This window comes from Anabaena sp. AL09 (assembly GCF_001672255.1).
Taxonomy (GTDB): domain Bacteria; phylum Cyanobacteriota; class Cyanobacteriia; order Cyanobacteriales; family Nostocaceae; genus Dolichospermum; species Dolichospermum lemmermannii.
Genome location: NZ_LJOQ01000027.1, coordinates 1 through 26,773 on the forward strand (window position 1 = coordinate 1; position 26,773 = coordinate 26,773).

Here is a 26,773-nt window from a genome sequence, read left to right on the forward strand (position 1 = left end):
GCTAACTCCTTAATTCCTATGTCAACGCCAATGGTCTGTCTGTCTGCAAGTATAGCAGGTTTTTCAACTTCGTATTTAACAGAAATAAACCCCACCTCTGGTTTAGAGAACGCAAGGAATCTAAATTAAGTGGTTTCCGTGAACCAAGAATCTCACAGGCTTTAGCCGCTGAGAGTGTCAATTGATGCTTTCCTATCTTACAACTATGCACGGATTGTCAGTTGTCATTAGGAATAAATATTCCCCCTGCCCCTTGCCAACTGCCTTCTGCCTGTTACCTAATTTACTAGCTAATGCGGGTTCTCTCACAGATTGCTGTAAAAGTTGGGTATAGAGTTCATCTAACTGACTCGCTACACCATGCCAGCTAAATTTATTAATAACACGCTTTTTAGCAGCTTTTCCTAATTCTTGCTGCCATGCAGGATTGCCCAGAATCCGATCAATAGCGTGGTTAAAAGCTGGGACATTTTGCGGTGGTACTAATAAACCAGTTTCTTCATTGACAACGGTAAATTGTAATCCACCGACATCACTAGCGACTACAGGTGTACCGCAGGCCATAGCCTCGATAGCTACCAATCCAAAGGGTTCATAGTGGCTAGGAACAACACAAATATCCGCGGCGGCGTAATAAGCTGGCAATATCTCCCGACTCAAACAACCGGGAAAAGAGGTACATTCATTCATCCCTAATTCGTTGACAATTCCGGTAAGGCGATCGCGTTCTTTTTCATCACTATTTCCCGGTGTGCAACCACCACCAATAATCAACTGCAATTGTTTGGATTCATAAAACTTAGATTCTCGCATTGCCCTGATCAAGGTTTCTATGCCTTTGCGGGGGTCAAATCTACCTACATATAACACCACTTTAGCTTCTGGATCAATTCCTAAAGTAGCCCTGGCAGCTTGTCTTTCCACTGAACCAAACTGCTGAATATCTGTCCCACAGGGAATAATATCAATTTTGCCTTTTTGGGAAACAAGCGATCGCATATGTTCCAGTTCTTGGGGACTGGTAGCCACAATTCTTTCCGCTGTTTCCAATACTTGTTTTTCGACTATTAAACGTTGACTAGCCACCAAAGGAATATTTTCTATGGTGTTATATTTAATCACCCCTAAAGAATGGTAGGTATGAACCTGTTTAGTTCCTTGTCTTTTCTTTAGTTCCATCCCTACCCAGCTAGATAACCAATAATTAGTATGCACTAAATCATAATTAATCCCAGCTTCTTTTTGAAATTCTAGTAACTGAAAGACGAAATCTGGCAAATATTGAAAACCCTGATCTCGTGGCACAAATTCCACCGGACCTGCGGTTAACCGAATAGTCCGACAATTAGGGTGATGTTGCACTATCCTTTCCTGATCAGCACTGACTCTCCGACTAAACATATCTACTTGCCATCCTAGCTGTGCCAGGGTTTCACCCACTTGGCGGACATAAACATTTTGTCCTCCTGCCTCTTCTCTGCCTATTTCAATTGCTGGATCGCCATGAACTGAAATTAAAGCAATGTGTTTTTTAGTGGTAGCTTTCATAAATTTGTTGTGTTCCTGATTTTAACAAGATAAAAGTGAGTTTTCAACTTGTGCTTATTAAACTGAAATCTGTGTTTTTCTGGGGAAATTTGCATAACTAATATTTATTCTATTTTAATTATTACCAAAATATTGGTTAATTTTCCCCACTTTCTATATTTATGTTTAATACCTTCGATAGATATTTTTCTCTATCTTTTTATGGCGACAAACGAATATTATCTATCATGATATATGAGTTAATTCATGATAAAACCTATCTGAAGTAGCAAAGCCACATCCTAAGTTAGATATTTACAATTCATTATTTACAAGGTTCAAGCAGTCAAAATTATTTCCATGAAAGTAAATACATCAAAATTAAATTGCTGAAAATATTACCTTAATTACCATCATTTTCAAAAGCACTGATTTAATCAAGACAAGTGTATTAGCTTATACTATTCCTACATTGTCAGAATTTTTGTTAATTTAGATACAGTTTTCCTAAAAAATCACAAATTTTGTGTAATTGCACCGTCAAACCTCAAAAATTGCCAAAACAAACAGTGCAGATAACCTGATGTGGCTACCTGCACTGCTTGTTGATTGGATTTGAAAGAAATTTCTAACCGCTGAAACTGATATCGAAGCAGCTTCAAGAATTACTCTCAAAGCACATTGATTGAATAGACAATCTAGTTGGTAGTTTGTGCTTCCAACATCTGTCTGAGCTTTTCTAAATCCGCTGCCCAACGGGGATCTGGACGAAAAGCTTCGTTATCAACGTTACCAACAGTCTCACGCGCACCACCACCACCACCACGGCGAGGTTTTTTAGTTCTCTCCCGACGGTTGCCTTCTTTGTTGCTGCTAGGAGCGGGGGAACTACTACCTTGGATGACTGGTTTAGGGACCTGTTGTTGTGGTTGTTCGTCCCCTTCCTCACCTTTAGTCCGTGGTAAAGCTTTTTCTAGCTTAATGGGTGTATCTTTGAACATTTGACCATTATATTTTTCAATAATTTGATCGGCTTGTTCGTCATTGTTCACCGTTAAAAACCCAAAACCACGGCATTTGCCTGTTTTACGGTCTTTAATTAGTTTAGTGGTGACAGCATCGCCTTCTTCTGCAAATACAGCTTGCAAATCTTGACGATCAATTTCTTCCTTGGGCAAATTTCCTATATATAGGCGAATGGACATGGAACATACCTCCAAATTGGGATTAAACAGGGCAAGACAAAAACAATCAATTGGCTTTGGTTTTTGAATAGATACTATGGACTAAAAACTGCCACAAACCAATTTCTGTAATCCGATAGTGTAGCGTGGCGTAAGTCATGCTATCAACTTATAGAATACAGTTTTTTGTTGGGATCAAGCTTATTTGCCACGAAAGCACTTATGCACTCGTGGGCTAATATCACTTTAATTTTCGGAATTGTTAATTTAATAGCCAACTATCCACCACAGTAAATTCATTCTTCTTAATTCTTGCCCGCAGAACAAAATACCATTGCTTAACATTATCATGGTATTTCCTACGTAGCTAGTTCCGCAGAAACTTTTCCGCCAATAGCCAATAGTATGAGCTTATCGTAACATAAAACACATTTTTAAAGCAAGAGGCAAAACAGGCAGGGAGCAGGGGGAATATTTCTTCCCACTAACAACTGTACGGGCGAAGCATTTGGAGAACTATTTTTGGCAATGACTGATAATTTATCTTCCAAATGCTTCGCCCCTACTGACAACTGACTAATATCTAAGAACCTGTGAGCATAATATAAGCACCCCAGGCTTGGGCAACAACTGCGATGACAGTGGAGCAGATAGAATGAGGGCTATTAATTTTTTTGCCACCTTTAGTTTCTAAAGTTTGGATATCAATCCAAGGAGTTGTCCCCCGTCGTAACCAACCTGTAACAGTGATTTGTCTGCCAATCAAGTCTTGAGGATTGAATGACTTTCCTAACCAGGGAATATGATGTAATTTCATTAAACCTTGGCTAGATTGCAGGATTAGGTCTTGTGCTAAACAATTGCCAATACCAGGGCGGCCTAATAGCTTACCAGTAAACCGAACTCTAATGCTATCAATTGGTAAAATAGCGGGATTTGCTAAGAGGTTGGTAAAGTTTTCATCTTTTTGAACATTGACAGGTGTAATATCGGGAAATAAAGCATTTATCCGCATAACTGTGCCAATGCTAAAGCCAATCAACATACAACCTCCGACAAAAGACCAATTATCATATATCCACTTGAGGTTTAACAAGTGTAAGGTGTATGCTGTTTGCCAAATTAACCAAGTTAGACAGGCAAATACAACACCGAGGGGGATTCCCAACCAAGGGGCAATTTGTAAATAGAAGGATTGGGGCTTGATGAGAATGGGTTGTGATGGCTTTGTTTGATATAATTCGGTGTCTAAATGCCAATGACGGGCTATTTGACAAAGGCGCTCGATGCGATCGCCTATTGTTGGATGACAACTATTAATTGTAAACCATTGCCGATAGGGATGAAAATTTTCCCACTTTAAAAATGATTCAAAAGGTAGATGACCGGCGGTGCTACCTAAAATTATGCTGTGTTGGTATGCAACTGGCGAGAGGAGATTCAGGCTTTCTAACTGCCAACAGGTTTGTTCTTTGAGGCTGATATCATGGGCTACACCAATGGATATTTTCAGTAAAGCGCGAATTAGTCCATTAGGATTACCGGTGATTTCTGCGGCCAGGCGATCGCTATGGTAAAGCCGCAATTGGCAATTAAGTAAGGCTGTACCCGTGAACAGACACCAAATTGCATAGTTGATGGCTGCTAAAACTGTACCTGGCCAACGCCAAATTTTACTGTCATGTTGATTTCCCCAAGCTGACACTTGCTGATATATTCCATAAAATGGCATGGCCACGAGTAAAACTAGGGACATGACCGCAAAATCCCAACGCCCAATTTGTCCTAAAGATAAAGCATAGATGGCAGCTATTTCGTCATCTGCCAGTTGTTCTAATAAACCTTGACTAACAGTTATTCTCGCTGTGCGGGGGAGGTTGCCATAACTGATAATCATCGGGGCGGAAATTGGTAAGATTCTCAGTTGAGGGGTTGACCAGTGCCGCTGTTGGCAAGCGCGTTGTAATACTCTGGGTGTTTCCCGGCTGTAGGAGTTTAATTTCTCTTTGGTTAACTCTTCTTGACCGGAAAATCTTGTTAGTACCCAGTCGAGCAACCAAGGAGACGATGCCATGAAGATGATCAACAATCCTAGCATCAAGGAACTAGGATCGCTATATAAAATCTGGATGGGTTCTAAGTAGGGCAGTTGATAGAGAATTTGATTGATTAAACCCAATACTAATTTAAGCACTTCTCGACAAGTCCAAAACAATGCCATGAATGTTCCCAGAGCAAGTAGTCGAGAGGGAATGATGTTAGGCTTGCCTAGGGGTTGCCACACTTTAGCGCGTCTAGCATTGCGCCAATAAACGTTAACGGGTTTGATAGTGTTGTTACCATCATTACCAGTATAAGCTGTTTGTAGCTGTGGTTGGGCAGGATTTAAACTAGAAACAAGTCCAGTATTGGTTTTATGGGATTTTTTCTTCTGGTTTTTGCGTTTATGCAGGTGTTCAAGAGCAAGTGTTGCCCACTCTTGAACTTGGGGATTACTATTAGCAATCAGATTTTGACACAGAGCGATCGCCTTAGAGACTTCACCCGTGCGGGCATAGGACATCACTAACCCAACTTGCGCCTGTAAACAAATCCTTTCTTGACTTTGATCTTTGGCTAGTGGTTGAAGGTTAGCGATCGCTGTGTAGTAATTCCCCTGCTTGAGAGCAGCTAAACCAGCCTCTAAACATGATTCAGCGTGGGAAGGCATACAAACTTTGGTACTCCAATCTGTTCTAAGTGACAAATAGCACGCTTATTGAGATACCCTGACAACGGACAACGGACAACGGACAACTGACAACTGCCTCTAACTTTCTGCTGATTGTTGATGGGAAAAGACGGGAGCGATGGCACTTAATTTCAACTCTGGATGATCACCCTCCAACTGTTGACAATTCCATTCATTGCGGAATAACAATACTGGTCGTCCCATGCTATCTTTAACAGTAGTGGTATTGAATAAACGTCCCACCTGCTTTAAAGCTTCCCAACCACCTTCAACCCAACGGGCGACACTGTAAGGTAATAAATCGAGAATAGTTTCCACACCATACTCATTTTCTAAGCGGAACTGGACTACTTCAAACTGCAATTGACCAACCGCTGCTAAAATTGGCTCCCGCTTGGCTTCATCGGTGGAGTACATAATTTGGACAGCACCTTCTTCTCGCAATTCGGAAACGCCTTTTTGAAACTGCTTAAATTTCGATGGGTTGGGGTTTCTCAAAGTAGCAAAAAGTTCAGGTGAGAAATAAGGAATTCCCTCATATTCTAATTTTTGTCCTGTGTAAATTGTATCACCAATTGCGAAAACACCTGGATTATTTAAACCAATCACGTCCCCTGGATAAGCGACATCAATAGATTCTCTTTCTTGGGCAAATAGTTTTTGCGGACGTGATAGACGGACAACTTTGCCAGTTCGAGCGTGATTTACTGTCATATCTTTTTCAAACTTGCCTGTGCAAACCCGGACGAAAGCCACCCTATCTCGGTGTTTTGGGTCCATGTTGGCTTGCAGTTTGAAAATAAATCCGGTAAATTCTGGATAGGTAGGAGGAATATCGCCGACACTGCTGCTATGTGTACCTGGTTTGAGGGCAAAGTCAAGGAAGTTCTTGAGGAATAATTCCACCCCAAAGTTAGTCATGGCACTACCAAAAAATACTGGGGTCATTTTGCCGGCGTGTACTAAGTCTAAATCTAGTTCTGGACAAACTCCTTCTAAGAGTTCTAACTCGTCTTTAAGTTGGTGGTATAGTTCTTTTTCTAGTAATTCTTCAAGTCGCTGATCGCCTATATTGAGGATAGTTTCCTTTGCTTCTTTACTACCATGAGAACTGCGCTCAAATAAATGAATTTGCTGCTGTTGGCGGTCAAATACGCCTTTAAAGCGATCGCCCATCCCAATAGGCCAATTCACTGCATAAGTCTGTAATCCCAATTCTTTCTCAATTTCATCTAACAAATCTATGGGTTCTCTGCCCGGACGGTCGAGTTTATTCACAAAGGTAAAAATTGGGATACCCCGCATTTTACACACTTCAAACAGTTTCCGCGTTTGGGGTTCTAAACCTTTAGCCGCGTCTATCAGCATCACCGCATTATCGGCTGCTGCCAAAGTCCGATAGGTGTCCTCACTAAAATCTTGGTGTCCAGGAGTGTCGAGTAAATTAATTTGACAGTTACGATAGGCAAATTGTAATACCGTAGAAGTTACGGAAATCCCCCGTTGTTGTTCCATTGCCATCCAGTCAGAAGTTACTTTGCGCTGGTCTCTGCGGGCTTTTACTGCTCCAGCTTCGTGAATAGCACCCCCGTATAATAATAGTTTTTCTGTCAGTGTGGTTTTACCAGCATCAGGGTGAGAAATAATCGCAAAGTTGCGACGCTGTTCCACCGCTTGACCTAATTCTGCTTGCAGTTCAATGGACATATCTGTAATTTCTTTGTAACTTCACTAAATGTAATCTTTTTCAGGACGGGGGAACAAATTTATAAATTCTCTAGCAGCTTTCAGTAAAACCCTTTGAATATAACGCTCTGGGATTAAAATTAGGATCTGATTCAAGTGCATACTGCTATATTAATTCTTGCCGTTAATTCAATCTTAATCTGGTTTATGTCAGACGACGCTATCAGAAATTTATGGGTGAGATAGTTGACAAATGCCGGACTTTCCCCTATTATAAGAGTATAGTGGAAATCCGTGCGCCCATATATATAGGGGTTGAATTTTTCCGAAAGTATTAATCTCTAAATTCACCGAACATAGGCAAAAACCTTGTGAATATCAACTGCTCCATGATAGAAATGTTGATAAATAACCATTTCATGCAACAGTGATCTAAAATAGAGTTTCACAGACAATGTCTTGAGATTTTTAACAAATCTACAACTGCAAATTTTGTGTAACCAAAAAAACAAATTTATTCTAGCTATTGCAATTCCATGAAAGCAGAAGTGATTGAATTAATAACAACGGTTTTCCATGTTTTACAAGTTAATCTGCGGTGGATGACTTGGAATTTATTTTTGGCTTTTATTCCTTTAGCTTTGAGTGTTTGGCTATTTCGCCGTCAGCGCAGTGGTTCATGGGTTTGGTGGCTAGGATTTTTGAGTTTCTATGCTTTTTTACCAAATGCGCCTTATCTATTAACTGATGTCATTCATTTGATAGATGATATCCGGCGAGTTCAGTCAATATGGATGATTACATTAGTCTTAATTCCTGTGTATTTTGTCGTCATTTTTGGCGGATTTGAAGCTTATGTTATATCTTTAATAAATTTGGGTTACTATTTACATCGAACGGGTAAAAGTCAATGGATTTTTCCTGTTGAGTTGATTACTCATGCTCTTTCTGCTATCGGTATTTATTGGGGAAGATTTTTGAGATTTAACAGTTGGGATTTTATTACTCAACCAGATGCCATAATCACAAAAGGTGTAGAAGAAATTCTTGGTAAACAACCCTTGATAATTATTACTCTCACTTTTATAATCCTTTGGGGTTTGCATTGGTTTATGAAACGAATTACTTTGGGTTTTCTTAATAAGGGTGTTAATTCACAAATAAAATAAATGATCATCATATTCACAATATTAACTAATGACATTAAATTAAAATCAAATATCCCCGACTTCTTTGAAAAGTCAGGGATCTATTTTTTGAATATTTAAGATTAATCGTATAATTTAGGATTTAGAATAGGAAAGCAAATATAAACAGCTATAAAAAGTGAAATTGGTTAAACAGCGATTAGATACATTATTAGTAGATTTGGGATTATGTCCCTCCCGTCAGCAAGCACAACGGCTAATTCAAGCTGGAGAAGTGACTGTAAATCAACAAATGGTTGATAAAGTCGGGACTGAAGTTGATATTACCGCAGAAATTCAAGTTAAAGAACGTCCTCCTTTTGTTTCTCGTGGTGGTGAAAAACTGGCTAAGGCTTTAAAATTTTTTGAGATTTCTGTAACTGACAGGATTTGTTTAGACGGGGGAATTTCTACAGGTGGCTTTACTGATTGTTTATTACAAGCCGGTGCAAAACAAGTTTATGGTGTAGATGTTGGTTATGGACAAGTTGACTGGAAAATCAGAAATGATCAACGGGTAATTTTAAAAGAACGGACGAATTTACGTCAACTACAACCAGAGGAATTGTATGCTGAAAATGCCATATTTCCTGATTTGATAGTTGTGGATGTTTCGTTTATTTCTTTAACCAAAATTTTGCCGGCGGTATGGCAATTAACACAAGCTCCCAGAGAGGCTATATTGCTGGTAAAACCACAATTTGAGGTTGGCAAGTCTCGCATCGGCAAAAAAGGCGTTGTCCGCGATTCTGATGACCAAGCTGATGCAATTTTTAATGTTATGAAAGGGGCATTAGAATTAGGATGGAAATATCAGGGTTTAACTTATTCACCCATAACAGGACCTGCGGGAAATATTGAATATCTTTTATGGTTGGGAATGGACAGCGAAATAATACCGCCAACTTTAGCAGCAATTCAAGAAATTACTAAACAAGTAATTCAGGAGTTTGGGAAAAAATGATGAGTATCAGTATAGGCAAAAAAAGTTGTGAAAATTGACAAATTAAAGCTATGATTTATTACATCAACGTAATATAATAGAAAGTGAGTTGGGAAATAGAATATACGAATGAGTTTGATATTTGGTGGCAAACTCTTAGAGAAGAGCAACAAGATGATATTGTCAGCGTTGTTCAACTACTTGAAGAAAAGGGAACACAATTACCCTTTCCTTATTCATCCGATGTCAAAGGTGCAAAAAACTCTCACCTGAGAGAGTTACGTATTCAAAGTCGTGGTAAACCAATCGGAGTATTTTATGCTTTTGATCCGCGACGAGTGGCAATTTTACTTATTGGTGGAGATAAAACAGGAGATAAGCGATTTTATGAAAAATATGTTCCCATAGCAGATCGTCTTTATGAAGAATATCTCCAAGAAATTAGTCGGGAGGGTTTAATATGACAGGACATAAAAAGTTTAGCAATCTTACTAAAGATTTCTCCGCAGAAAGAAAAGCCAAAATTGCCACTCAAATAGCTAAATTAAAAGAAGAAATGGCATTAGCTGAATTACGCCAATCTTTAAAAATATCTCAAGCTCAATTAGCTGAAAAGTTGCAAATTAAACAACCTGCTATTTCGAGATTAGAAAATCGTACTGATATGTATGTTAGTCATCTGCGAGAAGTTATTGAAGCTATGGGAGGAGAGTTGAAAATAACAGCAATATTCCCTGATGTAGAAGTAACAATTACTAATTTTGAAGATTTAGCGATGGATATTGATGAGTAGGAGTTAAAGATAAAGAAAAAACTGCGATTTTTTAACTTTTAGAGTTTTGCTAAACTAGAAATAGGTAGAAAACAAGGAAATATAAAGCTATGACAATTGCTAATTTATCAAGTCCTCAACAATACACACTTAATATTGAACCGGAAGGACGTTTAACTTTACCCCAAGAAATCCAACAAATACTTAATTTAGAATCTGGAGACAGATTAATTTTAACTCTTGAAGATAATGGTACATTACAATTAGTCAGTGTTAAACAACAAATTAAAAAATTAAGAGGTTTATTAAGAGATAAATCACCTGATAGAAATTTGGTAGATGAACTTATCACTGAACGTAGACAGGAGTATTTAAGTGAATAAATCTGTGTTAGATGCTTCTGCCTTTTTAGCTTATCTTAGAGATGAACCAGGAGCAGAAATTGTAGAAAATGCCTTAATTGATGGGTGCTATATCAGTATTATTAATTGGGTAGAGGTATTATCAAAAATTGTTGATTTAGGAGAATCACCAGAGGAAATTATTAGACGATTAAGAAATGAAGGATTATTAGAAAATAGTCTCGAAATTATTCCTTGCAATGAGGAAGATGCTATAAATATAGCTAAATTTCGAGCTTTAACAAAAAGTGCAGGATTATCATTAGGAGATCGTGCTTGTCTTGCTTTAGGTAAACGCTTGAATTTACCTGTATTAACAGCAGATAAAGTCTGGACTAGTTTATCTCTCGGAATTACTATTAATTTGATTCGTTAAAGTTTATCATCATTTGACAAATACTTTTTAACAACTGAAAATTTGGAACTGTGTTCAAACCAGTAATAAGGTGCGTTACATTTCATTAACTTTAGTAATAGCCAGAAAAATAGACTCGTTGCCCTTCTTCAGCAGCTTTCATGATTGTGGAAAACCTGCTCTGAATTTCCTCTTCACTCAAATCTGACTTTAGCTTATGTTGTAAATTGTTAATTTTCTTATTCTTTGAGCGTCGATCAATTTTCTTCTTTATTAGTTGATAACGATGGTCTAATAAGTAGAGTGGATGCATATAAATATATTGCGTATCAAATCTGACTACGTAATGGCTTTTGGGATCAACATAAGCAAATACAGCAGGATGGTATGTTAGGGTATGAACATTTCTATTTTGAAGAGTTTGTTCAAAAAAATGGATAAATTCATCCCAATCATCTTTTTTATCTAAAAGTTCTAACTTAAATAAAATAATATCTGTTTGAAACTTTCTATATTCGGTTTCGCTTAGATAGTTATCTTTCTTATAAATTTCATTTAATTTTTCTAGTTTTTCAACAACTATTAAGCCATCATCATAGCTTCTAGTTGAAATTACTATTGCACGAACATATATCCAATAGCGAGAAAATAAAGTCTTGAACTTGGCTAGAGAATCACCCAAATCAACAATTTGAGTAGCAAGAGTTAGCTTCATAAACTGAAATTCCTGATAAAAAGCTCTATCAATAGTTATTGATCGTTTTCTTTAATCTCTGATAAAATTTCTGCTTTAATCTCAGCTTTTAACTTTTCTTTAAATGATTTTAAAAACTCTTCATCTTGCAAAAGAGCTAATAATTCTGCCTTTGCTAATCCTCGTATTTTTGCATTTTCATTGGGATAATATTCTTCTTTGTGTGAATCTGAAATAAATTCGTGCCTGGTGAATGACATAGTTTTATACCCTTTAAAAAATTAATCCTTATCCTAATATAGTAGGATGCAATAAAAACAATTTTTTTAGCAAATTTTTATTTTTCTTGCTATTGAAAATGTTAAAATTACCTTCATACACTTCATACAAGGGACTTACATACCAAAGTTGCTAAACTCTATTCTGAGATAGTAGCTATAATATCCAGAAACTTAGCTGCAAAATCTGGGTGATCTTGTATAAGCACAAAACAATTACTATTAATATCTGGGCTAGGTGTGATAATTTTTTCGGCTTCTATTAATTCTCTTATACCATCTATTTTTATTAATTCTTCAAACTCAGATTTATCAACTATTAAATCTGATATTTCATCTATAGCAAATAAATAAGTTGATTTTTGATTTGATTTATTTTTTGGAGAATCAATATAAATAAATTGCCAACTTCCATCTTTTAGCCTACAAATATCTTCGTGTTCTATAGAAAGTAGTTGTCCCCCTAAAAAGCGTCCTCCTGGAAAAGGATTATTTTGAATATTTTGCTTTATTTCAATTGTTTGAGAAATTTTAATCTTCATTTTATTTTTTGGTATTTTAGTGATTACAGTAAAAACTTTACAGCATAGATACTATGTTTATTCCTCAACTTTCTTCTTTTCTTGGTAAACAATAAGCTTCAATTCTGAACCATCATCTCTTGTTTTATATATCGGAACATCTGCATCTGCAAAATTGATATATTCAATTTTCACTTTGTAGGGGTAATTCAATAGTTCGCTTAAAGCTTTAGAGATAGTCTCCTCTAATTGGCTAGTAGAAACGCTCTTAAGAGAGCATTTATTTCTTTCTTCCTTTATTCTACTATCTTCAGCAATCCAATCATTGTAATCATCGTTATTAGATAGATTATTATTCAAACTCATACGTTTTGGTACTCACTTATTTCAGTAGTAATTTTACTAGTATAACAGATCAAATGCTGCACGAGTCAGATTCAAGAGTTACATAAACAGATGTAGAGTGCGTCAGATATCAAGAATCAGTTTATTTACGTGATTTATACTGTCTGACGCACCCTAATAATGTGCTAATACCATTACCGATTTGCGTTCAGTGTGGAGACTGAACGCAATTTAGTATTAGTCTTCCTTACGGACACCCTTAAAAGGTTCACCATTCTGCTTTACGTCCATAAACTGTCCGGTTTCAGCATTACGCTTTACCCATTGTTCGGTTACAGGGTTGTAAGTTTGGCTGCGTTTGTCCACAGCACCACGACGATAACCGTTACCTGTATTCTTTGCCATATCTTTATCACCTCCTGGTAGTAGATGTAAAAAAGGTTTTTCATTATCTAGTATAGTATAAAAGTATTATATCAAAAGATGTAGAACAGACCTTAAGCCTCAGTAATATTTCAGAAAGAAAAAGCAAAATTTATAAATGCTTAATAATAGGTCAAATATTGAGTTATTAGTTATACTAAAATTCTCTCAACCAAAACCTGATTCATAATTTGCTGCTTCAACGAATCCGCCGCAACTGAAGCAATCATTTCCCAATCTTCTGCTGTCAACATTACCCCAAGCAGTTCGCGCAACACCTGATGATTAGAAATAAACTCTTCACCAAAAAGTTCATCCCTCTGCAACACAGTTTGAATATGTTCTTTAACAGTAGATGTAGGTAGCCTGAATCTTTCCAGCAACTTCTCTCTTGCGGTAGCAGATGCTATAGAAGTCGCAGTTCCTAAATTCCAATCTTTGAGCAACAAACGCACTTCTCGATTCAACGAAATCCGCAAAGTTTTTAAGCGATAAAACAATTCGGGATTAAGTAATAGTTGACTAAAACCAGAACCCCAATCTAAACCAGCACTAATATTACCCCCTACTTCTTCCTCAGCTTGGATGCTTTTTCTCAACCATTCTTCATTAAGTAATAAATCCATCGGGGTTGCTAATTCTTGGTTAGAGGCGAACGGAATATAATTAGATTCTTGCTGACTCATTACTTACCCTCACTGCTTTTGTTATAAGAACGCCATACACCGTACTCAAAATAAACCAGATCATCGTAATCTTCATCCTGACCCAAATCTAGCATTCCTTGATTATCGTAGAATTTTTCCGTTCCTGGTAAAGAATGCAAGCCTACCCTACCTTCATAACCTAGCTCGAAACTGCGGGTTCGGGCAAATACTAGAAATAGACTCCCAACACCTTTGTATCGTGGTGGGCGTTGGACATCCTGGCGATTCCAAGGTGCTGTAGCAATTCCATCAATATATACTAAGCGTTTACCCTCTGTGATGCGTGATCCGTGCATCTGAGTTTCCATCAGCATCAATCCTTGGGTTTCACCTTCGCACTCAATGGCATAACCTTCACGGTTTGAACTGCTGGCAATAAATCTCAGTTTAAACTCCCAGTCCCAAAATTTATCAGCTTGTACGTATAAATTTAGTCGGCTTTTCCACAGCGATAGATAATCATCAACGTGCTTTTGTGCCAGTTCCACTAAATACGCATTTACAAAAGTGCTATCGTCACCACGAATTAGCTGAACTTGCAGTTGCACTCGTTACTCCTTGTTGGTGAAAATGACTGTGGTAACAAACTAAAATAGTATCATTAATATAGGACTCCGGTTTGATTCCTGATAGCGTTCACGTAGTGTGCCGAAGGCATAGCGTGGCGTTAGCCATATTTTCCTGCGTAGGAAGGCAAGAGGATTTGAGAATATGAAGGTGTACCGAGTTTTGTATGGCTACGCCACGCAAGCTATCAAAAATCAAATATGAGTTCTATATTTAAATAAGAGAAGTTTATCTTATTTCTTTAAAATGAGAATTGCTGCCGATCTATATTAAAGATCGTAAATCAAACACTCCAAAGCATCTGGATACATTTCACAGTATTCTTCTAAGGCTGTTTTGCGGTGTTTTGCTTGTTTTTGATGGGCTTTTTCTGCTTGTAATTCTTCGACAATATCCCAAGCTACTGCACAATTAGCGGAATTATTACCATTTTCTGTACAGGTTGTCCGCGCTTCTGTAATGGCTTCAAGAATTGCTGCTTCAATGGGTTTTGGCTCTACCGCTCCCTTTATGATATTTTCGGTAAAATATCCCTGAAACCCCTACACCGATTGGATTTGAGGTTTTAATATTTTCAATTTTGGATATATTAAAAGGATGTTTGATCATAAGGGGAACGGTAGAACCTGGGTTTTTTACCATTGATAACTTCGTTTAGGGAGACCATGATCATGTTACCTTTTTTGAGGGAGATAAAGGTTAATTAGGAATTTTAAGGATTGCTAATGAAGAGAATTACTCATAGTTGGTAAACTCTTTTTCAGAGTAACAATTCAAATAATTATTTTTAGTTAATTTATATACTTTTTGATTCTATGATGATATAATCATGACTTAATTATTCACTAATGGAGTTTTAGCAATGCTAAATTATTAAATAATCCAAATATTTTAGTTATAATTTAAACAGAGTATCTGTAACTTATAATTATGCGTGAATTAGCACTTCAATCTCAATCTTTACGTGAAGCCTGGGAACAAGGGTTACAAGAAGGTTTAACTCAAGTTGCACTCAATATGCTACAAGAAGGTATTGATTTATCTCTAGTAGCTAAACTAACTAATCTACCACTTGAAAAGATTCAAAATTTGCAAGTTAGTAATGTAGATGATTTGGAAATTTTAGTAAAAGATTTTCTTGAGTTAAGTGAATCATCACTCAATAAAGTTTGGCTTGAACCAGAAGAAGACGAAGCTTGGAAGGATTTATAGAATTTATGCTTATGGAAAAATTTGCTAAAGGTGACGTTATCTCTGTACCTTTTCCATTTTCTGACGCATCTGCTACTAAAAGAAGACCTGCCTTGATTATAGCAGAATCAGATAGTAATAATATTATTCTCTGTCCTATTACCAGTAAACCAGGTAGAGAATATGAAATTAAGTTAGAAGACCAGGATTTTATGTTTGGTAAACTTAATTTAAGTCCCTGTTATATTCGTCCTAACATCATTGCAACAGTTGACAAAAGTAATGTTATTAGGAATATCGGAAAATTGAAGGATGAAAAAATAAATCAAGTTATTTCTACAATTATTGAAATTCTGCAAAAGCCATCTGAACCCTCACATAAACCTCCAGCAATAAAAGCATGGGAAAGAGGCAAAAAACAAAAGTCATGAAATAAAGTTAATTTTAGGTGATCAAACTATATTTCAAAACTCACCAAAATTACCGCCTAATTCTTGCTGTAAGCGATACAAAATAGTATTTTTATCAACTTGTGACAAAATTTCCTGAATGACGGTATTAGCGCCCAATTGTCCCCAAGTACAGCCTTTTTCTAGATATAACTGGGCGGCTTTACCGACTGTATAAGCACCATAACCGGCAATTCCACCTTGGGCGAACTGACAAGTCAGCGCTTGCGCTATCGCACTCCCGAAAAAAGTAGTAATATTAAAGGGATTATCACCACTAGCTATGGCTGCGGCACTTTTACCTAAACCTAATATAAAACTACTGCCAATTTCACTTAATAATAAACCACCAGAACTAAATAAAATTGTTTTTAATAATTCACTAGCTTCATAGCCAGTCATGGGTAAACCATACAATTTAGCTAATGCCCGAATTAAGGCTAAATCGGTAATTAAACCACCTATTATATCTAAGAAAGCAATAGGATTTAAACCAATGGCTAGGGCTTTATATTGGCTAAACCTCCAAATTATATCTTCTGCTTCTTTTTCGCGGATATGAACGGTTTTTTGAGCGATATTTTCTTCGGATTCTCTAGCTTGAATAAGTGCATTTAAAGCTAAAAGAGATCGTCCTTCTCGATTTAATATATTTAAGATTGTTTGCTTTAATTCATCTACTTGCGGTGGTGGTGTTTCCCATTCAGAAGTGATGCTTCCATCTGCATATTCTACTCTCACTTCCATTGGTGCAGGTTCAGCCGATATCATGACAATTTCATCAGGTAATAATGGCTGATTTTGGATATTTCCTGCCCCTAATTGTTGAAGATTTTTATAAATTGCATTTTTATCTGTATCGGGATATAAATCAATTTTATTAAATACTAAAATTAAGGGTTTTTGTGCTTGACGTAATTCTAATAATCCCTGATATTCAGTTCTCGTAATATCCCCAGAAACCACAAACAAGATTAAATCAGCTTGACGCGCTACATCTCTTGCCATTTGCGCCCGTGAATCGCCTTCAATTTCATCTAAACCGGGAGTATCAATTAATTCAACTAATACCTTATCTCCTGGTTTCCAAGGTACAGAACGCGGCCATTGAGTGACACCATTTAGGGGTCCGGTTTGCAGAATTTTTTCTCCTAATAAAGAGTTTAAGACTGCTGATTTTCCCCGACTGACTAAACCAAAAGCGGCAATTCTGATGACATTGGCATCTAATTTATTGAGTGTGGCATTTAAGGTTTCTATTTCTGGTTTTAGCAAACTTGCTAATTCTGGATTTGCTGCCATTTGTCCCGATTTACGGAGATATCCATACCAAGATAATGCTTGTCTAAGACTAGCACGGGCGCGGTTTAAATGAGTTTCTTGTAGGTTACGATTCATAGGATTCTGGATTTTGAATTTCCAGATACCCGACTTCTTTAAGAAGTCGGGTATCTAATTAATGCCGACAATTTGCGGTTCGGGTATTGGTTGTCCGTCTTCTAAATAAGATGAAATCAGCATTTCTAAAACTTCTTGGGCATTTTTCAAAGCCTCTTCATAAGTGTCTCCATGAGTACAAGGCTGCATGACATCTGTAAAATCTGGTAATGAAACTACATAACATTCATCTTCCTTAGACCATTGAATAACAATTGTATATTTCAGTTCTCTAATTTTTTTGGGCATATCTAATATAATATCATTGTCCTAAATATGCTTCTAAAACTTTGGTATTATTTTGGATTTCTGTAGGGCTACCAACGGCTAGATTTTGTCCTTCAGCTAATACCCAAACTCGATCACATAAGGACATAATTACGTCCATGTTATGTTCAATAATCAAAAATGTCATGCCGTCGTGACGATTCCACGCTAAAATGCGATCGCATATGTCATCAATTAATCTGGGATTTACGCCAGCAGCAGGTTCATCTAGCAATATTAACTTAGGATCAGTCATCAATGCCCGACCGATTTCTAAAAGTTTCCGCTGTCCCCCAGATAAACCACCGGCATAATCAGCGGCTTTTTTTTCTAAGCCTACAGATTCTAACAAAAACATTGCCCGTTCTTTTAGTTGCTTTTCTTCCTTAGCAATAATGTGGGGTTGAAATTGCACTTGCCAAAAATTCTCACCAGTTTGTTTTTGCGCTCCCAAAAGCATATTTTCTAATACTGATAACTTCGACAAAACCCGGGCAACTTGAAAGGTTCTCACTAATCCCTGTTGGGCAATTTGGTATGGTTGTAATTGATGAATGGGTTCACCATCAAAAATCACTCTCCCTTTATCGGGACGAATAAAATTAGAAAGTAAATTAAATAAAGTAGTTTTCCCAGCCCCATTGGGACCAATTAACCCAGTAATACTACCTTTGATAACTTCGATATTCGCTTCTTGAACTGCTTTAATTCCGCCAAAATTTTTACAAAGTCCAGTTGCAGCTAAAAGAGGTAATTGGGGTGATTCGATATTATTTACCATTTTTAGGTTTTTTGTTGGTTTTTAATTATTGTTATCAAATAAAAATTGTCGGAGTTCATCAAATTTCATCCCTGTAAAACCTCAGCGACAGTTAACTTTACATCACTAAATAGAGGCGAACAAATCATATCATCCCCGCTATATACTTGCTCCTCATAAAAACCCTCCACCCATTCTAAAACCGTCACTTTTTGCCCAATTGGATCAACAATCCAATACTCAGTAATTCCCCGCGCCGCATACTCAGAACGCTTATAACGATAATCACGATTTTCCTGATTTGGACTCACTACCTCAACCACCAACAAAGGCAGCGGCATATCCATTAAAATCAGCGAGCGTGTAGCCCCCTGCATCACCTGAGCTAATTCTTCAGAAAACACCACCAAATCAGGAACACGCACCCCCACCTGGCGACTATTCACAGCAATTTCTGTTTTCATACTCAAGCGGTAATAGGGAATACCCAATTGCAGAAAATAGGCAACTAAAAACATTGCTATGCGCCGATTTATCTCACTTTCTAAAGGCATAGGAATTAATTCTCCATTATCTAATTCATATAAATTATCTGTCCCATCGTCATAATTAAGAAATTCCTCAAAAGTCATCTTGTTAGCAGTTGCAACTATCATGGCTATTCCTCCCATAAACGGCTTGTATCAACTATTTTAACATCACAAATTTCTAATTATTTACCAAGAGTCAGTTCCTCCTTTTTCCCTAAAATACCTTGAGGTCGCCAAATCATCAATACCATTAACAGTAAGCCAATAAACATGATCCGAAACGCACCAATCCGTTCTACATCTAAAGGGACAATTTTGGGTAAAAATTCCCTAGTGAGGGCATCATAGGTAAAGAAAATGACTGCACCTAAAATAGTTCCTAGATTGTTGCCAGAACCACCTAAAATTACCATAATCCAGGCATCAAAGGTAAGTTGGGGTTGGAAGTTATCGGGGTAAATTGCGCCTAGTTGCCAAGCAAAAAATGCTCCAGCAATCCCGGCAATTGCCCCACCTAACATTAATGATTGTAGTTTATAGGAGAAAACGTTTTTACCTAATGCTTTGGGAACTTCTTCATCTTCCCGGATAGATTTTAGCACTCTTCCCCAAGGCGATCGCACTAAAATTTCTAACCGCCAAAAGACAAAAGCTAAAATTAACAATATGAACAACATTAACCCGGCTTTGGGATTATAATTATATAGTCCAATCACACCAGAAATATAAATTGCCCCAGTCAATAAACCTAAAGCAATTCCGACTATTAACCGGGAAATAAATTCTTGTTGAATACTACTATTTCTAACTATATTATTACTTGCAGAAATTTGAGCAGTTCGCACCCAACGCCATAGAGAAAATAATGTGATTCCTGCTAATAAAGTTAATACTCCAATCATTACCAAACGCAAAAATAAATTGGGAGTTGTTGATAAAGGGATAACATAACTTTGCACACCGAAAGATCCCGATGTCCACGTATTACCTACAGGCAAATCCTGGTTATTGACTATTAATCGAATTAATTCACCTGTACCAATAGTGACAATTGAAAGATAATCTTCGCGTAACCGCAAAGTTGCAAAGCCAATTACTAAACCTAGCATTGCGGCAACAACTGCTCCGATTCCCGCCGATAGCAGTAATGGTACGCCCTTGAGACTTAATAAAACAGTTGTATACGCACCCAAAGTCATGAAAGCAATATGACCAAAGTTAATTAAACCCGTAAAACCCCATTGGAGATTGAGTCCTAGTCCGAACAGGGCGAAGGTGGCGGTAGAAATGGCGAGAAAAATCAGGTATTCGATCATAATTTAGCTAGTTGTCATTGGTCATGTTTGAGTTGTCAGTTATCAGCCGTTAATGTAACGCAATGTAAACTGAAACCCCTCTATATCCGTTATTCTATTAAAAACTGTATAAGACAAAGCAGGGATCGCCAAAAGCATACATTAAACTTGTGTTTGACCAACACTTTATTTGAGATTTCCCTATGGATTCTAGGGTACTTTGGCAACGATACCAGGACTGGCTGTATTTCCATCCAGGATTAGGACTATATCTAGATATTAGTCGAATGAGGTTTGATGATGGGTTTGTGGCATCATTGCAGCCTAAGTTTGACAAAGCGTTTGCGGATATGGCAGAATTGGAAAAAGGGGCGATCGCCAATCCCGACGAAAACCGCATGGTAGGACATTACTGGTTGCGGAATCCAGATTTAGCCCCCACCCCCGAACTCACCCAAGAAATAGTTCAAACCTTAGAACAAATCGAAGCTTTTGCCGACCAGGTACACACCGGGGCAATTCATCCCCCCAAGGAATGCCGCTTTACAGATATCATTTCCATTGGTATTGGTGGTTCAGCCTTGGGTCCCCAATTTGTCACCCAAGCCCTATCCCCCGACGTACCACCCCTACAAATTCACTTTATAGACAATTCCGACCCCACCGGAATTGATCGGGTTCTTGCCCAACTTGGCGATAAACTAGCCACCACTTTGGTATTAGTCATTTCCAAATCTGGAGGCACACCCGAACCTCGCAACGGCATGATTGAGGTTAAACAAGCCTACACAGCCAAAAAATTAGACTTTGCTAAATATGCAGTCGCTATTACCGGACAAGATAGCAACCTGGATCAAGTCGCCAAAGCTGAAAATTGGTTAGCCCGGTTTTCCATGTACGATTGGGTAGGTGGACGTACCTCAGAAATGTCCGCTGTCGGGCTAGTACCTGCGGCATTACAGGGCATAGATATCCGTGCCATGCTGTCCGGGGCAAAAGAAATGGATGATGCCACCCGCGTCCCCAATCTCAAAAACAACCCAGCCGCTTTATTAGCCCTTGCGTGGTATTTCTCTGGAAATGGCAAAGGTGAAAAAGATATGGTAGTCCTCCCCTACAAGGACAGCCTGTTGCTATTTAGCCGCTATTTGCAACAACTGATCATGGAATCTTTGGGTAAAGAAAAAGATTTAGATGGGAACACTGTATTTCAAGGGATTGCAGTTTATGGTAACAAAGGTTCTACCGACCAACACGCCTATGTGCAACAGTTGCGCGAAGGTGTCCCCAATTTCTTTGCTACCTTAATTGAAGTTTTAGAAGATCGTCAAGGAAAATCCACAGAAGTTGATCCTGGAGTCACTTCCGGTGATTATCTCTGTGGTTTCTTGTTGGGAACTCGTCAAGCATTGTATGAGAATCACCGCGATTCGATTACAGTCAGCATTCCTCAAGTTAATGCTCGCACAGTTGGCGCGTTAATTGCATTGTATGAACGGGCTGTGGGTTTATATGCCAGTTTAGTAAATGTCAATGCTTATCACCAACCAGGTGTGGAAGCTGGTAAAAAAGCCGCTGCTGTGATTCTGGATTTACAAAACCGAGTTTTAGAAGTGTTGCAAACTCAGAAAAAAGCACTTTCTATTTCTGAACTTGCAGATATGTCCGGCGCTGCTGAGGAAGTGGAAGCAATTTACAAAATTCTCCGTCATTTACACACTAATAATCGGGGTGTGGTGTTAACTGGTGATTTAGCTAAACCAGGAAGTTTAACTGTTTCTCTCGGTTAAAAATTTAGATCCCCTTAATTTAGATCCCCGACTTCTTAAAGAAGTCGGGGATCTTGTTTTGTGGCTATAAATTATCAAAAATATTAAAAGTATCATTAGATAGAGATAAAAAAATAACATATTAGGTAAATATGATAGATACGCTAATAACTTATTTAAGCCAGAAAAAAGAATTTTTAATAAATTCAGTAAATTCAGGAGATTAAATTATGTCCAATATTGTAAAAATATCCAAAGAAGATATTATTTATCACCTCAAAATATCTTGTCAAATCCCTAGTTTGTTAGAAGCGATCGCTACCAGAACCATTATTACACAAACTGCTAAAAAAGAAAATATTACCATCGAAATAGCAGAATTACAACAATCCGCAGACAGTTTACGATTAGTTAATAATCTACTTAAAGCAGAGGACACATGGCAATGGTTACGAAAACATTATCTTTCCTTAGATAACTTTGAAGAAGTAGCAAATCTCAATCTCCTATCAGCAAAATTAGCCCATCATTTATTCGCTGAAAAAGTTGAACCATTCTTTTATGCTCACCAACTTGATTACAGCGGAGCAGTTACCTATGAAGTCATATTAGATGATGAAGATCTAGCTTTAGAAATATTTTATGCTCTTCAAGAAGGAGAAATTAGTTTTCAAGAAGTGGCTCGTCAATATATCGAAAATCCCGAAATTCGTCGCGCTGGAGGATATCAAGGTATCCGCAAACGTAGTGATTTTAGACCAGAAATTGCTGCCGCAGTTTTTGCAGCTAATCCCCCAGAAATTATTAAACCAGTGATTACACCCAAAGGAGTCCATATCATTATAGTTGAAGAAATTATTGCCCCCGAATTGAATGAACAAATGCGCGTAGCAATTCTCGGAGATTTATTTACCAATTGGTTAAAAGAGCAAATTAATAAATTAGAAATTGTTGCCACATTAGGAGATGAAATAAATTCTCCTCCTTCTCCCATAGAAATGTTTAGTGAAGCTAGTTAAAATTGAAAATAGTTAGATCCCCGACTTCTTAAAGAAGTCGGGGATCTGAGTGAGTATCATCCATCTAAAGTAGTATAAATATCTTTTGAATCGGGATTAAGATAAGGATATTGTAAATTAATTTTGTGCAATGCAAATTGTTCCAAAATAGCTTTCATACGACTTTCAGGATGATTATTCCCCCCTTGCCAAGCAGCAATTAAACCATTAGCAATCATTTGACAACGATTAGTCCCAAAACTTTCTTTTTCTGCCAGTTTATTAGTTGGTTCTTCAGCACAACCTAATCCCGGTGCTAGTTGCTTAGTAAATAACGGTACTTCTTGAGAAAAACTAGCTTGATTTTCTAAATATATCTTTTGTAAAATTGGGTAAATAGTTTTATATTCATGTTTACTAAAATAAAGCACTGCTGAATCATACCGGCTATATTCATCAGGAGCATATAGAGCTTTAAATGAGAAAGCAATGTGCATATTATTGAATTCTCTAGTCACATTATCCATCACTGATACCGCCCCATCAGGTGATACATTAAAGTAGATTCTAACAATATCTTGATTATCTTGAGTGCCTAGATTAGATACTGCCATATAAAACCCATTTTGAACTAGATTTTTAGGCATTTTGATTGCCACCAAATCACCAACATTAGCTGATTTATCAATTTCTGATAAATATAGATCTCGCTCAATATGCAAAGTCAACCCATTTTTTTGGACTGCTAAACAACCATCTTCTTCTCCATTAACTACTAACCAATTTTTACTCCAATAACCTCCACCTGTATTACTCGTATGGAGTCTTTCATAAAATGCCAAATCCATGCCAAATAAGCTATTATTACTGAGGTTATTTATTTGATTGTCATCACCAAGAGAATCATGCCAAGAACCATTGTAATAAGCACTATAGAGAAAATTACGTAAGTGAATACGCAAATGCTTCTCTTGAATATCTAAGGATAGATTTTTAAACCGAGCGATTACTGATTCTGGCAATTCTAATAATTTGTAATCTGGATGCTTAATAGAATAAAATGATTTAATTTCCAGATAATCAACAATATTTTGCAGTGCTATTTGTAGTTCTTTTGGAAGTTGAAAAAGTTGATTATAGATAGAATCTAATACTTGCATATAAGCCTTCCTTCTCTAAACAAGAGATAAATTTTTAGCAGTTATTGTTGACAATTCCATCCCCAAAATTGTGGGAATAGATGCTTGAGGACGACATAATAAACTCTTAGCAACTTGGAGCATACAAATACCTGAATTATCAAAGGTTTTTTCATGTTGAAGTCTAGCTTGAATAGCTCTAATTAAAGCTAAACCGCTAAACTGCATCACTAATTGTAAGAAATCTGGACGCAATTCTAAAATCTCTGGAAAAGCAGTTAAATAAGCATTAACTAATGTTGATAAAGAAGGTTGAATCATTGATAAGGGAATTGCAGCTAAACGCAAACATTCCTCCATTGGTATGGTTTTACTAGAGACTATGCTATATAACCAAACTTGCAGATAACTAGCAATTATTGTGCCTAAATCATTAGCAGGATCTCCCCAACTGCCTCTTTCCCAATCAATTAATCGGATGATATTTTCATTTTCAGGTAATTTATCTTCTATTTCTATTTCCCAGTTCAAAGATACAAGAATATTATTAAGTTTGAGATCATTATGGGTGAGACAAGCAGGAGTAAAAGCTTGATTTAATTGTGTAATTGCTTTTCCTAAATTATCGTAACGTTGATAGAGAGTAAAAAACTTTAAACCATCAGCCGGAAGTTGACCAAATATTTCTGGTGTAATTCTATCTAATCCTTTGTTAATATTTTGAGATTTCAAAGAATTTTCAAAGAACTTTTGATAGTTATTATTGTCTATTGTCATGCGATGAATAGCTGCAATAGTTGTTCCAACTACCTGAGCAATTTCCTCCGGAAATTCCTGATCTTTGGCGTAAAATTCAGCTAAGTCTTGATATTGATTTAGATAGTTAAAAACAATGATAGAGTTTTCTAAATCAAAATGAATTGCTTCTGACAAAGATGCTCGTAAATGAGTTATTTCTGGGAATTTTTGCCAAAAAGCATGAACTCTCCACTCATCTATAAATTCACCTAAAGTTTTACCATTTTGATCATAACGCTCTTGTTTTACTAATAGTTGACGACCATCTGATAAAGTGATTAATAGGTTAAAATTTTTAGCAGATTTTAATTCGATTTTACTTAGGGACTCCTCTTGTGGCTGACAAATTTTGTTTTCAACAAGGTAATTGAAAACATTTGCAAAACTTATTAAGAATGGCATGATTTCAAATGATAATAGTATGTGTGTGTAAAATTGCTATTGCTCAGTTAATTTCAGTTTTAGTAAAATCATTAACTTGATAGGTTGAAAATTATTTATTTTCTAAATGTCTTCGTTAATAGTGAAATGGCATCTATAGCATAAATTATTAAGACAAATTCTAGAGCCTTAACGCCATAATTAAGTATTTGATTAGCATTATTATATTCACCTCCAAATACAGATACTGCGTCCAAATTACTTAAATTAATAATAAACTTTTTTTCATCAGTATTCTCTAGATTAGAAATCCTAATGTTTGCCATTTCTTACCTCTAGAAAGATTCAATTTTTGTGTACTGCAATTTTATTAACTATCCAGAATTATTAGTAATCAATCTCATGTAAGTAACATAGATTAGTTTTTACTTTTACTCCTGGATAGTTATATCGGCTTTGTAGTTGACTACAAAGCCAAGTAATTAGTGGCCGTAGTGAGAATCATTGCTGAAGGATTTAGCGATATGCTTAATACTAGCGATCGCATAGCCATCAACTAAGAATTCTAGATATTTAACACCAAAGTCACCATAAGCACTAAAACCGCTGAAATCACCACCACCACCATTGATTGATACAGAAGCTGCATCATTCAATTCATTAAGATAGCTTTCAGAATCTGCAAATAATTCAGAACCAGTTGTATTTAGTTGAGAAAGGGTAATAGTTGCCATAATTTCCTCCAAGAAGATTTGTTTTTGTAAGTTAGAATTTGTGAGTCGGTTAAGTTGGTGTTTCCTTAACCGTTACTCCTATTTTTATTCATAAAAAATAGAAAAATCAAGGCTTTGAACCTAGTAAAAAAGACACAAATATCTGAATTCTGTCTTTTATAAAAACTGCAAATTATGGAATTAACCTCCATAAGAAATCGTGTATCTTCAGGTTAATAAATCTGAAAACACACGAAAATAAGTAAAATATTGAATTTTTTCACAGCAGATATTAAAAATCGAATTTGCTTCTTAGGCTATCTGTTGTATCTTTGAGGCTGATTTTCCACTTTTCCATACTACTGTCTAGTTCTTTGAATACTGTTGAAAGATCAGTTGTATTGGTTATATTGGTTGTTGGCGGATTTATTCTGTCTTTTCTCATCACGTAACCACCTTTAAGAGTCTTCATTTCCCAAGGTGTTAGTTGATCCAGAATCGGTTCTGCAAGCCTAATTTCTAATTCAGAAATTGTAATTCTCATTGTTGATTCACCTCCTTGAATGCTCCATTTATATGGAATCAGGCTATAAATTTATCCTGCTCTTATATTCTGGAATAGTATCTGACAAAATAAATGATTTGAAACTAATTTATTAGACAGAATCAAGGGTATTTTGTCTATGGAAACAAAAAAAGCAAAGGAAGTTTCATAAAAGTAACTT

32 protein-coding genes are annotated in these 26,773 nt (G+C 36.8%); 10 read left to right on the forward strand and 22 right to left on the reverse strand.

Annotation, left to right across the window (positions count from 1 at the left end; genetic code table 11):
• Nucleotides 1–192: 192 nt before the first annotated feature.
• The 5 genes from AN490_RS04665 to AN490_RS04685 form a co-directional block, all read right to left on the reverse strand.
• Nucleotides 193–1,548 carry a glycosyltransferase family 1 protein gene (locus AN490_RS04665; protein ID WP_300000445.1) on the reverse strand — a complete coding sequence of 452 codons (1,356 nt, stop codon included), beginning with the start codon at nucleotides 1,546–1,548 and terminating at the stop codon, nucleotides 193–195.
• A 677-nt stretch (nucleotides 1,549–2,225) separates the two neighbouring features.
• Nucleotides 2,226–2,732 (reverse strand): RNA-binding protein, encoded by a 507-nt coding sequence (locus tag AN490_RS04670; RefSeq protein WP_015078674.1) that lies wholly within the window; start codon nucleotides 2,730–2,732, stop codon nucleotides 2,226–2,228.
• 413 nt (nucleotides 2,733–3,145) lie between these two features.
• Nucleotides 3,146–3,283 (reverse strand): hypothetical protein, encoded by a 138-nt coding sequence (locus AN490_RS04675; protein ID WP_300000448.1) that lies wholly within the window; start codon nucleotides 3,281–3,283, stop codon nucleotides 3,146–3,148.
• An 11-nt stretch (nucleotides 3,284–3,294) separates the two neighbouring features.
• The gene (locus AN490_RS04680; protein WP_300000529.1) at nucleotides 3,295–5,421 is read right to left on the reverse strand and encodes a zinc metalloprotease HtpX; all 2,127 of its coding nucleotides are present in this window, start codon (nucleotides 5,419–5,421) and stop codon (nucleotides 3,295–3,297) included.
• Nucleotides 5,422–5,520: 99 nt separating this feature from the next.
• Nucleotides 5,521–7,149: a peptide chain release factor 3 gene (locus tag AN490_RS04685; protein WP_300000450.1), complete on the reverse strand. Its 1,629-nt coding sequence runs from the start codon at nucleotides 7,147–7,149 to the stop codon at nucleotides 5,521–5,523.
• A gap of 515 nt (nucleotides 7,150–7,664) precedes the next feature.
• On the opposite strand from AN490_RS04685, the gene AN490_RS04690 reads away from it, so the two are divergent.
• From AN490_RS04690 to AN490_RS04715, 6 genes are all read left to right on the forward strand, one after another.
• On the forward strand, nucleotides 7,665–8,297 hold the full coding sequence (locus AN490_RS04690; RefSeq protein WP_190384233.1) for a DUF1361 domain-containing protein: 633 nt from the start codon (nucleotides 7,665–7,667) through the stop codon (nucleotides 8,295–8,297).
• Nucleotides 8,298–8,460: 163 nt separating this feature from the next.
• A complete protein-coding gene (locus tag AN490_RS04695) occupies nucleotides 8,461–9,279 on the forward strand; it encodes a TlyA family RNA methyltransferase (protein WP_300000531.1) in 819 nt (272 codons plus the stop codon).
• An 83-nt stretch (nucleotides 9,280–9,362) separates the two neighbouring features.
• On the forward strand, nucleotides 9,363–9,722 hold the full coding sequence (locus tag AN490_RS04700; RefSeq protein WP_300000454.1) for a type II toxin-antitoxin system RelE/ParE family toxin: 360 nt from the start codon (nucleotides 9,363–9,365) through the stop codon (nucleotides 9,720–9,722).
• Nucleotides 9,719–10,051 carry an XRE family transcriptional regulator gene (locus AN490_RS04705; protein WP_300000456.1) on the forward strand — a complete coding sequence of 111 codons (333 nt, stop codon included), beginning with the start codon at nucleotides 9,719–9,721 and terminating at the stop codon, nucleotides 10,049–10,051. The genes AN490_RS04700 and AN490_RS04705 overlap by 4 nt, the downstream gene beginning before the upstream one ends.
• Nucleotides 10,052–10,140: 89 nt before the next feature.
• Nucleotides 10,141–10,413, forward strand: coding sequence for a SpoVT/AbrB domain-containing protein (locus AN490_RS04710; RefSeq protein WP_300000458.1), 273 nt, complete (start codon nucleotides 10,141–10,143; stop codon nucleotides 10,411–10,413).
• A complete protein-coding gene (locus tag AN490_RS04715) occupies nucleotides 10,406–10,807 on the forward strand; it encodes a PIN domain-containing protein (protein WP_213799772.1) in 402 nt (133 codons plus the stop codon). Before AN490_RS04710 ends, AN490_RS04715 begins: the two co-directional genes overlap by 8 nt.
• Before the next feature lie 91 nt (nucleotides 10,808–10,898).
• Here AN490_RS04715 and AN490_RS04720 read toward each other — a convergent pair whose 3' ends face one another.
• From AN490_RS04720 to AN490_RS04755, 8 genes are all read right to left on the reverse strand, one after another.
• Complete coding sequence (locus AN490_RS04720; RefSeq protein WP_300000460.1) at nucleotides 10,899–11,501, reverse strand: hypothetical protein; 603 nt, start codon at nucleotides 11,499–11,501, stop codon at nucleotides 10,899–10,901.
• A gap of 35 nt (nucleotides 11,502–11,536) precedes the next feature.
• A complete protein-coding gene (locus AN490_RS04725) occupies nucleotides 11,537–11,740 on the reverse strand; it encodes a hypothetical protein (RefSeq protein WP_213799770.1) in 204 nt (67 codons plus the stop codon).
• Nucleotides 11,741–11,898: 158 nt separating this feature from the next.
• Nucleotides 11,899–12,300 carry a hypothetical protein gene (locus tag AN490_RS04730; protein WP_213799769.1) on the reverse strand — a complete coding sequence of 134 codons (402 nt, stop codon included), beginning with the start codon at nucleotides 12,298–12,300 and terminating at the stop codon, nucleotides 11,899–11,901.
• A gap of 57 nt (nucleotides 12,301–12,357) precedes the next feature.
• Nucleotides 12,358–12,645 carry a hypothetical protein gene (locus AN490_RS04735; protein WP_213799768.1) on the reverse strand — a complete coding sequence of 96 codons (288 nt, stop codon included), beginning with the start codon at nucleotides 12,643–12,645 and terminating at the stop codon, nucleotides 12,358–12,360.
• Nucleotides 12,646–12,861: 216 nt separating this feature from the next.
• Nucleotides 12,862–13,029, reverse strand: a complete 168-nt coding sequence (locus AN490_RS04740) for a hypothetical protein (protein ID WP_199784910.1) — start codon at nucleotides 13,027–13,029, stop codon at nucleotides 12,862–12,864.
• A gap of 170 nt (nucleotides 13,030–13,199) precedes the next feature.
• Nucleotides 13,200–13,733 carry a hypothetical protein gene (locus tag AN490_RS04745; protein ID WP_300000464.1) on the reverse strand — a complete coding sequence of 178 codons (534 nt, stop codon included), beginning with the start codon at nucleotides 13,731–13,733 and terminating at the stop codon, nucleotides 13,200–13,202.
• Entirely contained in the window at nucleotides 13,733–14,302 is a 570-nt protein-coding gene (locus AN490_RS04750; protein WP_300000466.1) for a GNAT family N-acetyltransferase, read from the reverse strand. Before AN490_RS04750 ends, AN490_RS04745 begins: the two co-directional genes overlap by 1 nt.
• A gap of 288 nt (nucleotides 14,303–14,590) precedes the next feature.
• Nucleotides 14,591–14,836 carry a Calvin cycle protein CP12 gene (locus AN490_RS04755; RefSeq protein ID WP_300000533.1) on the reverse strand — a complete coding sequence of 82 codons (246 nt, stop codon included), beginning with the start codon at nucleotides 14,834–14,836 and terminating at the stop codon, nucleotides 14,591–14,593.
• A 415-nt stretch (nucleotides 14,837–15,251) separates the two neighbouring features.
• Between AN490_RS04755 and AN490_RS04760 the strand changes: the two genes are divergently transcribed.
• Nucleotides 15,252–15,533 carry a hypothetical protein gene (locus AN490_RS04760; RefSeq protein ID WP_027402973.1) on the forward strand — a complete coding sequence of 94 codons (282 nt, stop codon included), beginning with the start codon at nucleotides 15,252–15,254 and terminating at the stop codon, nucleotides 15,531–15,533.
• Nucleotides 15,518–15,943, forward strand: a complete 426-nt coding sequence (locus AN490_RS04765) for a type II toxin-antitoxin system PemK/MazF family toxin (RefSeq protein WP_300000471.1) — start codon at nucleotides 15,518–15,520, stop codon at nucleotides 15,941–15,943. The genes AN490_RS04760 and AN490_RS04765 overlap by 16 nt, the downstream gene beginning before the upstream one ends.
• 33 nt (nucleotides 15,944–15,976) lie before the next feature.
• On the opposite strand, the gene AN490_RS04770 is transcribed toward AN490_RS04765, so the two are convergent.
• The 5 genes from AN490_RS04770 to AN490_RS04790 form a co-directional block, all read right to left on the reverse strand.
• Complete coding sequence (locus AN490_RS04770; protein WP_300000473.1) at nucleotides 15,977–17,359, reverse strand: GTP-binding protein; 1,383 nt, start codon at nucleotides 17,357–17,359, stop codon at nucleotides 15,977–15,979.
• Between the two features lie 54 nt (nucleotides 17,360–17,413).
• Nucleotides 17,414–17,626 (reverse strand): type II toxin-antitoxin system HicB family antitoxin, encoded by a 213-nt coding sequence (locus AN490_RS04775; RefSeq protein ID WP_300000535.1) that lies wholly within the window; start codon nucleotides 17,624–17,626, stop codon nucleotides 17,414–17,416.
• A gap of 34 nt (nucleotides 17,627–17,660) precedes the next feature.
• Nucleotides 17,661–18,446 carry an ABC transporter ATP-binding protein gene (locus AN490_RS04780; RefSeq protein ID WP_300000475.1) on the reverse strand — a complete coding sequence of 262 codons (786 nt, stop codon included), beginning with the start codon at nucleotides 18,444–18,446 and terminating at the stop codon, nucleotides 17,661–17,663.
• A 65-nt stretch (nucleotides 18,447–18,511) separates the two neighbouring features.
• Nucleotides 18,512–19,081 (reverse strand): Uma2 family endonuclease, encoded by a 570-nt coding sequence (locus AN490_RS04785; RefSeq protein WP_300000477.1) that lies wholly within the window; start codon nucleotides 19,079–19,081, stop codon nucleotides 18,512–18,514.
• Between the two features lie 56 nt (nucleotides 19,082–19,137).
• Entirely contained in the window at nucleotides 19,138–20,271 is a 1,134-nt protein-coding gene (locus AN490_RS04790; RefSeq protein WP_300000479.1) for a branched-chain amino acid ABC transporter permease, read from the reverse strand.
• A gap of 182 nt (nucleotides 20,272–20,453) precedes the next feature.
• On the opposite strand from AN490_RS04790, the gene AN490_RS04795 reads away from it, so the two are divergent.
• Together AN490_RS04795 and AN490_RS04800 are read left to right on the forward strand one after the other, a co-directional pair.
• On the forward strand, nucleotides 20,454–22,040 hold the full coding sequence (locus AN490_RS04795; RefSeq protein ID WP_300000481.1) for a glucose-6-phosphate isomerase: 1,587 nt from the start codon (nucleotides 20,454–20,456) through the stop codon (nucleotides 22,038–22,040).
• A gap of 209 nt (nucleotides 22,041–22,249) precedes the next feature.
• Entirely contained in the window at nucleotides 22,250–23,038 is a 789-nt protein-coding gene (locus tag AN490_RS04800) for a peptidylprolyl isomerase (RefSeq protein WP_300000483.1), read from the forward strand.
• A 56-nt stretch (nucleotides 23,039–23,094) separates the two neighbouring features.
• On the opposite strand, the gene AN490_RS04805 is transcribed toward AN490_RS04800, so the two are convergent.
• The 4 genes from AN490_RS04805 to AN490_RS04820 all read right to left on the reverse strand — a co-directional run bounded on the left by AN490_RS04805 (nucleotide 23,095) and on the right by AN490_RS04820 (nucleotide 26,592).
• Nucleotides 23,095–24,177, reverse strand: a complete 1,083-nt coding sequence (locus AN490_RS04805) for a T3SS effector HopA1 family protein (RefSeq protein WP_300000485.1) — start codon at nucleotides 24,175–24,177, stop codon at nucleotides 23,095–23,097.
• A 15-nt stretch (nucleotides 24,178–24,192) separates the two neighbouring features.
• Nucleotides 24,193–25,356 carry an aminoglycoside phosphotransferase family protein gene (locus AN490_RS04810; protein ID WP_300000487.1) on the reverse strand — a complete coding sequence of 388 codons (1,164 nt, stop codon included), beginning with the start codon at nucleotides 25,354–25,356 and terminating at the stop codon, nucleotides 24,193–24,195.
• Between the two features lie 461 nt (nucleotides 25,357–25,817).
• Nucleotides 25,818–26,069, reverse strand: coding sequence for a hypothetical protein (locus AN490_RS04815; protein ID WP_148763421.1), 252 nt, complete (start codon nucleotides 26,067–26,069; stop codon nucleotides 25,818–25,820).
• 271 nt (nucleotides 26,070–26,340) lie between these two features.
• Entirely contained in the window at nucleotides 26,341–26,592 is a 252-nt protein-coding gene (locus tag AN490_RS04820) for a hypothetical protein (RefSeq protein WP_015078653.1), read from the reverse strand.
• Between the last annotated feature and the right edge of the window lie 181 nt (nucleotides 26,593–26,773).

What these genes read in the sequence shown, in the direction of transcription:
- AN490_RS04820 (WP_015078653.1), bottom strand. Translation starts at nt 26,592, where the DNA reads ATGAGAATTACAATTTCTGAATTAGAAATTAGGCTTGCAGAACCGATT.
- AN490_RS04665 (WP_300000445.1), bottom strand. Translation starts at nt 1,548, where the DNA reads ATGAAAGCTACCACTAAAAAACACATTGCTTTAATTTCAGTTCATGGC.
- AN490_RS04815 (WP_148763421.1), bottom strand. Translation starts at nt 26,069, where the DNA reads ATGGCAACTATTACCCTTTCTCAACTAAATACAACTGGTTCTGAATTA.
- AN490_RS04735 (WP_213799768.1), bottom strand. Translation starts at nt 12,645, where the DNA reads ATGAGTTTGAATAATAATCTATCTAATAACGATGATTACAATGATTGG.
- AN490_RS04770 (WP_300000473.1), bottom strand. Translation starts at nt 17,359, where the DNA reads ATGAATCGTAACCTACAAGAAACTCATTTAAACCGCGCCCGTGCTAGT.
- AN490_RS04795 (WP_300000481.1), top strand. Translation starts at nt 20,454, where the DNA reads ATGGATTCTAGGGTACTTTGGCAACGATACCAGGACTGGCTGTATTTC.
- AN490_RS04810 (WP_300000487.1), bottom strand. Translation starts at nt 25,356, where the DNA reads ATGCCATTCTTAATAAGTTTTGCAAATGTTTTCAATTACCTTGTTGAA.
- AN490_RS04790 (WP_300000479.1), bottom strand. Translation starts at nt 20,271, where the DNA reads ATGATCGAATACCTGATTTTTCTCGCCATTTCTACCGCCACCTTCGCC.
- AN490_RS04670 (WP_015078674.1), bottom strand. Translation starts at nt 2,732, where the DNA reads ATGTCCATTCGCCTATATATAGGAAATTTGCCCAAGGAAGAAATTGAT.
- AN490_RS04690 (WP_190384233.1), top strand. Translation starts at nt 7,665, where the DNA reads ATGAAAGCAGAAGTGATTGAATTAATAACAACGGTTTTCCATGTTTTA.
- AN490_RS04730 (WP_213799769.1), bottom strand. Translation starts at nt 12,300, where the DNA reads ATGAAGATTAAAATTTCTCAAACAATTGAAATAAAGCAAAATATTCAA.
- AN490_RS04745 (WP_300000464.1), bottom strand. Translation starts at nt 13,733, where the DNA reads ATGAGTCAGCAAGAATCTAATTATATTCCGTTCGCCTCTAACCAAGAA.
- AN490_RS04760 (WP_027402973.1), top strand. Translation starts at nt 15,252, where the DNA reads ATGCGTGAATTAGCACTTCAATCTCAATCTTTACGTGAAGCCTGGGAA.
- AN490_RS04785 (WP_300000477.1), bottom strand. Translation starts at nt 19,081, where the DNA reads ATGATAGTTGCAACTGCTAACAAGATGACTTTTGAGGAATTTCTTAAT.
- AN490_RS04685 (WP_300000450.1), bottom strand. Translation starts at nt 7,149, where the DNA reads ATGTCCATTGAACTGCAAGCAGAATTAGGTCAAGCGGTGGAACAGCGT.
- AN490_RS04800 (WP_300000483.1), top strand. Translation starts at nt 22,250, where the DNA reads ATGTCCAATATTGTAAAAATATCCAAAGAAGATATTATTTATCACCTC.
- AN490_RS04805 (WP_300000485.1), bottom strand. Translation starts at nt 24,177, where the DNA reads ATGCAAGTATTAGATTCTATCTATAATCAACTTTTTCAACTTCCAAAA.
- AN490_RS04740 (WP_199784910.1), bottom strand. Translation starts at nt 13,029, where the DNA reads ATGGCAAAGAATACAGGTAACGGTTATCGTCGTGGTGCTGTGGACAAA.
- AN490_RS04680 (WP_300000529.1), bottom strand. Translation starts at nt 5,421, where the DNA reads ATGCCTTCCCACGCTGAATCATGTTTAGAGGCTGGTTTAGCTGCTCTC.
- AN490_RS04725 (WP_213799770.1), bottom strand. Translation starts at nt 11,740, where the DNA reads ATGTCATTCACCAGGCACGAATTTATTTCAGATTCACACAAAGAAGAA.
- AN490_RS04720 (WP_300000460.1), bottom strand. Translation starts at nt 11,501, where the DNA reads ATGAAGCTAACTCTTGCTACTCAAATTGTTGATTTGGGTGATTCTCTA.
- AN490_RS04710 (WP_300000458.1), top strand. Translation starts at nt 10,141, where the DNA reads ATGACAATTGCTAATTTATCAAGTCCTCAACAATACACACTTAATATT.
- AN490_RS04780 (WP_300000475.1), bottom strand. Translation starts at nt 18,446, where the DNA reads ATGGTAAATAATATCGAATCACCCCAATTACCTCTTTTAGCTGCAACT.
- AN490_RS04705 (WP_300000456.1), top strand. Translation starts at nt 9,719, where the DNA reads ATGACAGGACATAAAAAGTTTAGCAATCTTACTAAAGATTTCTCCGCA.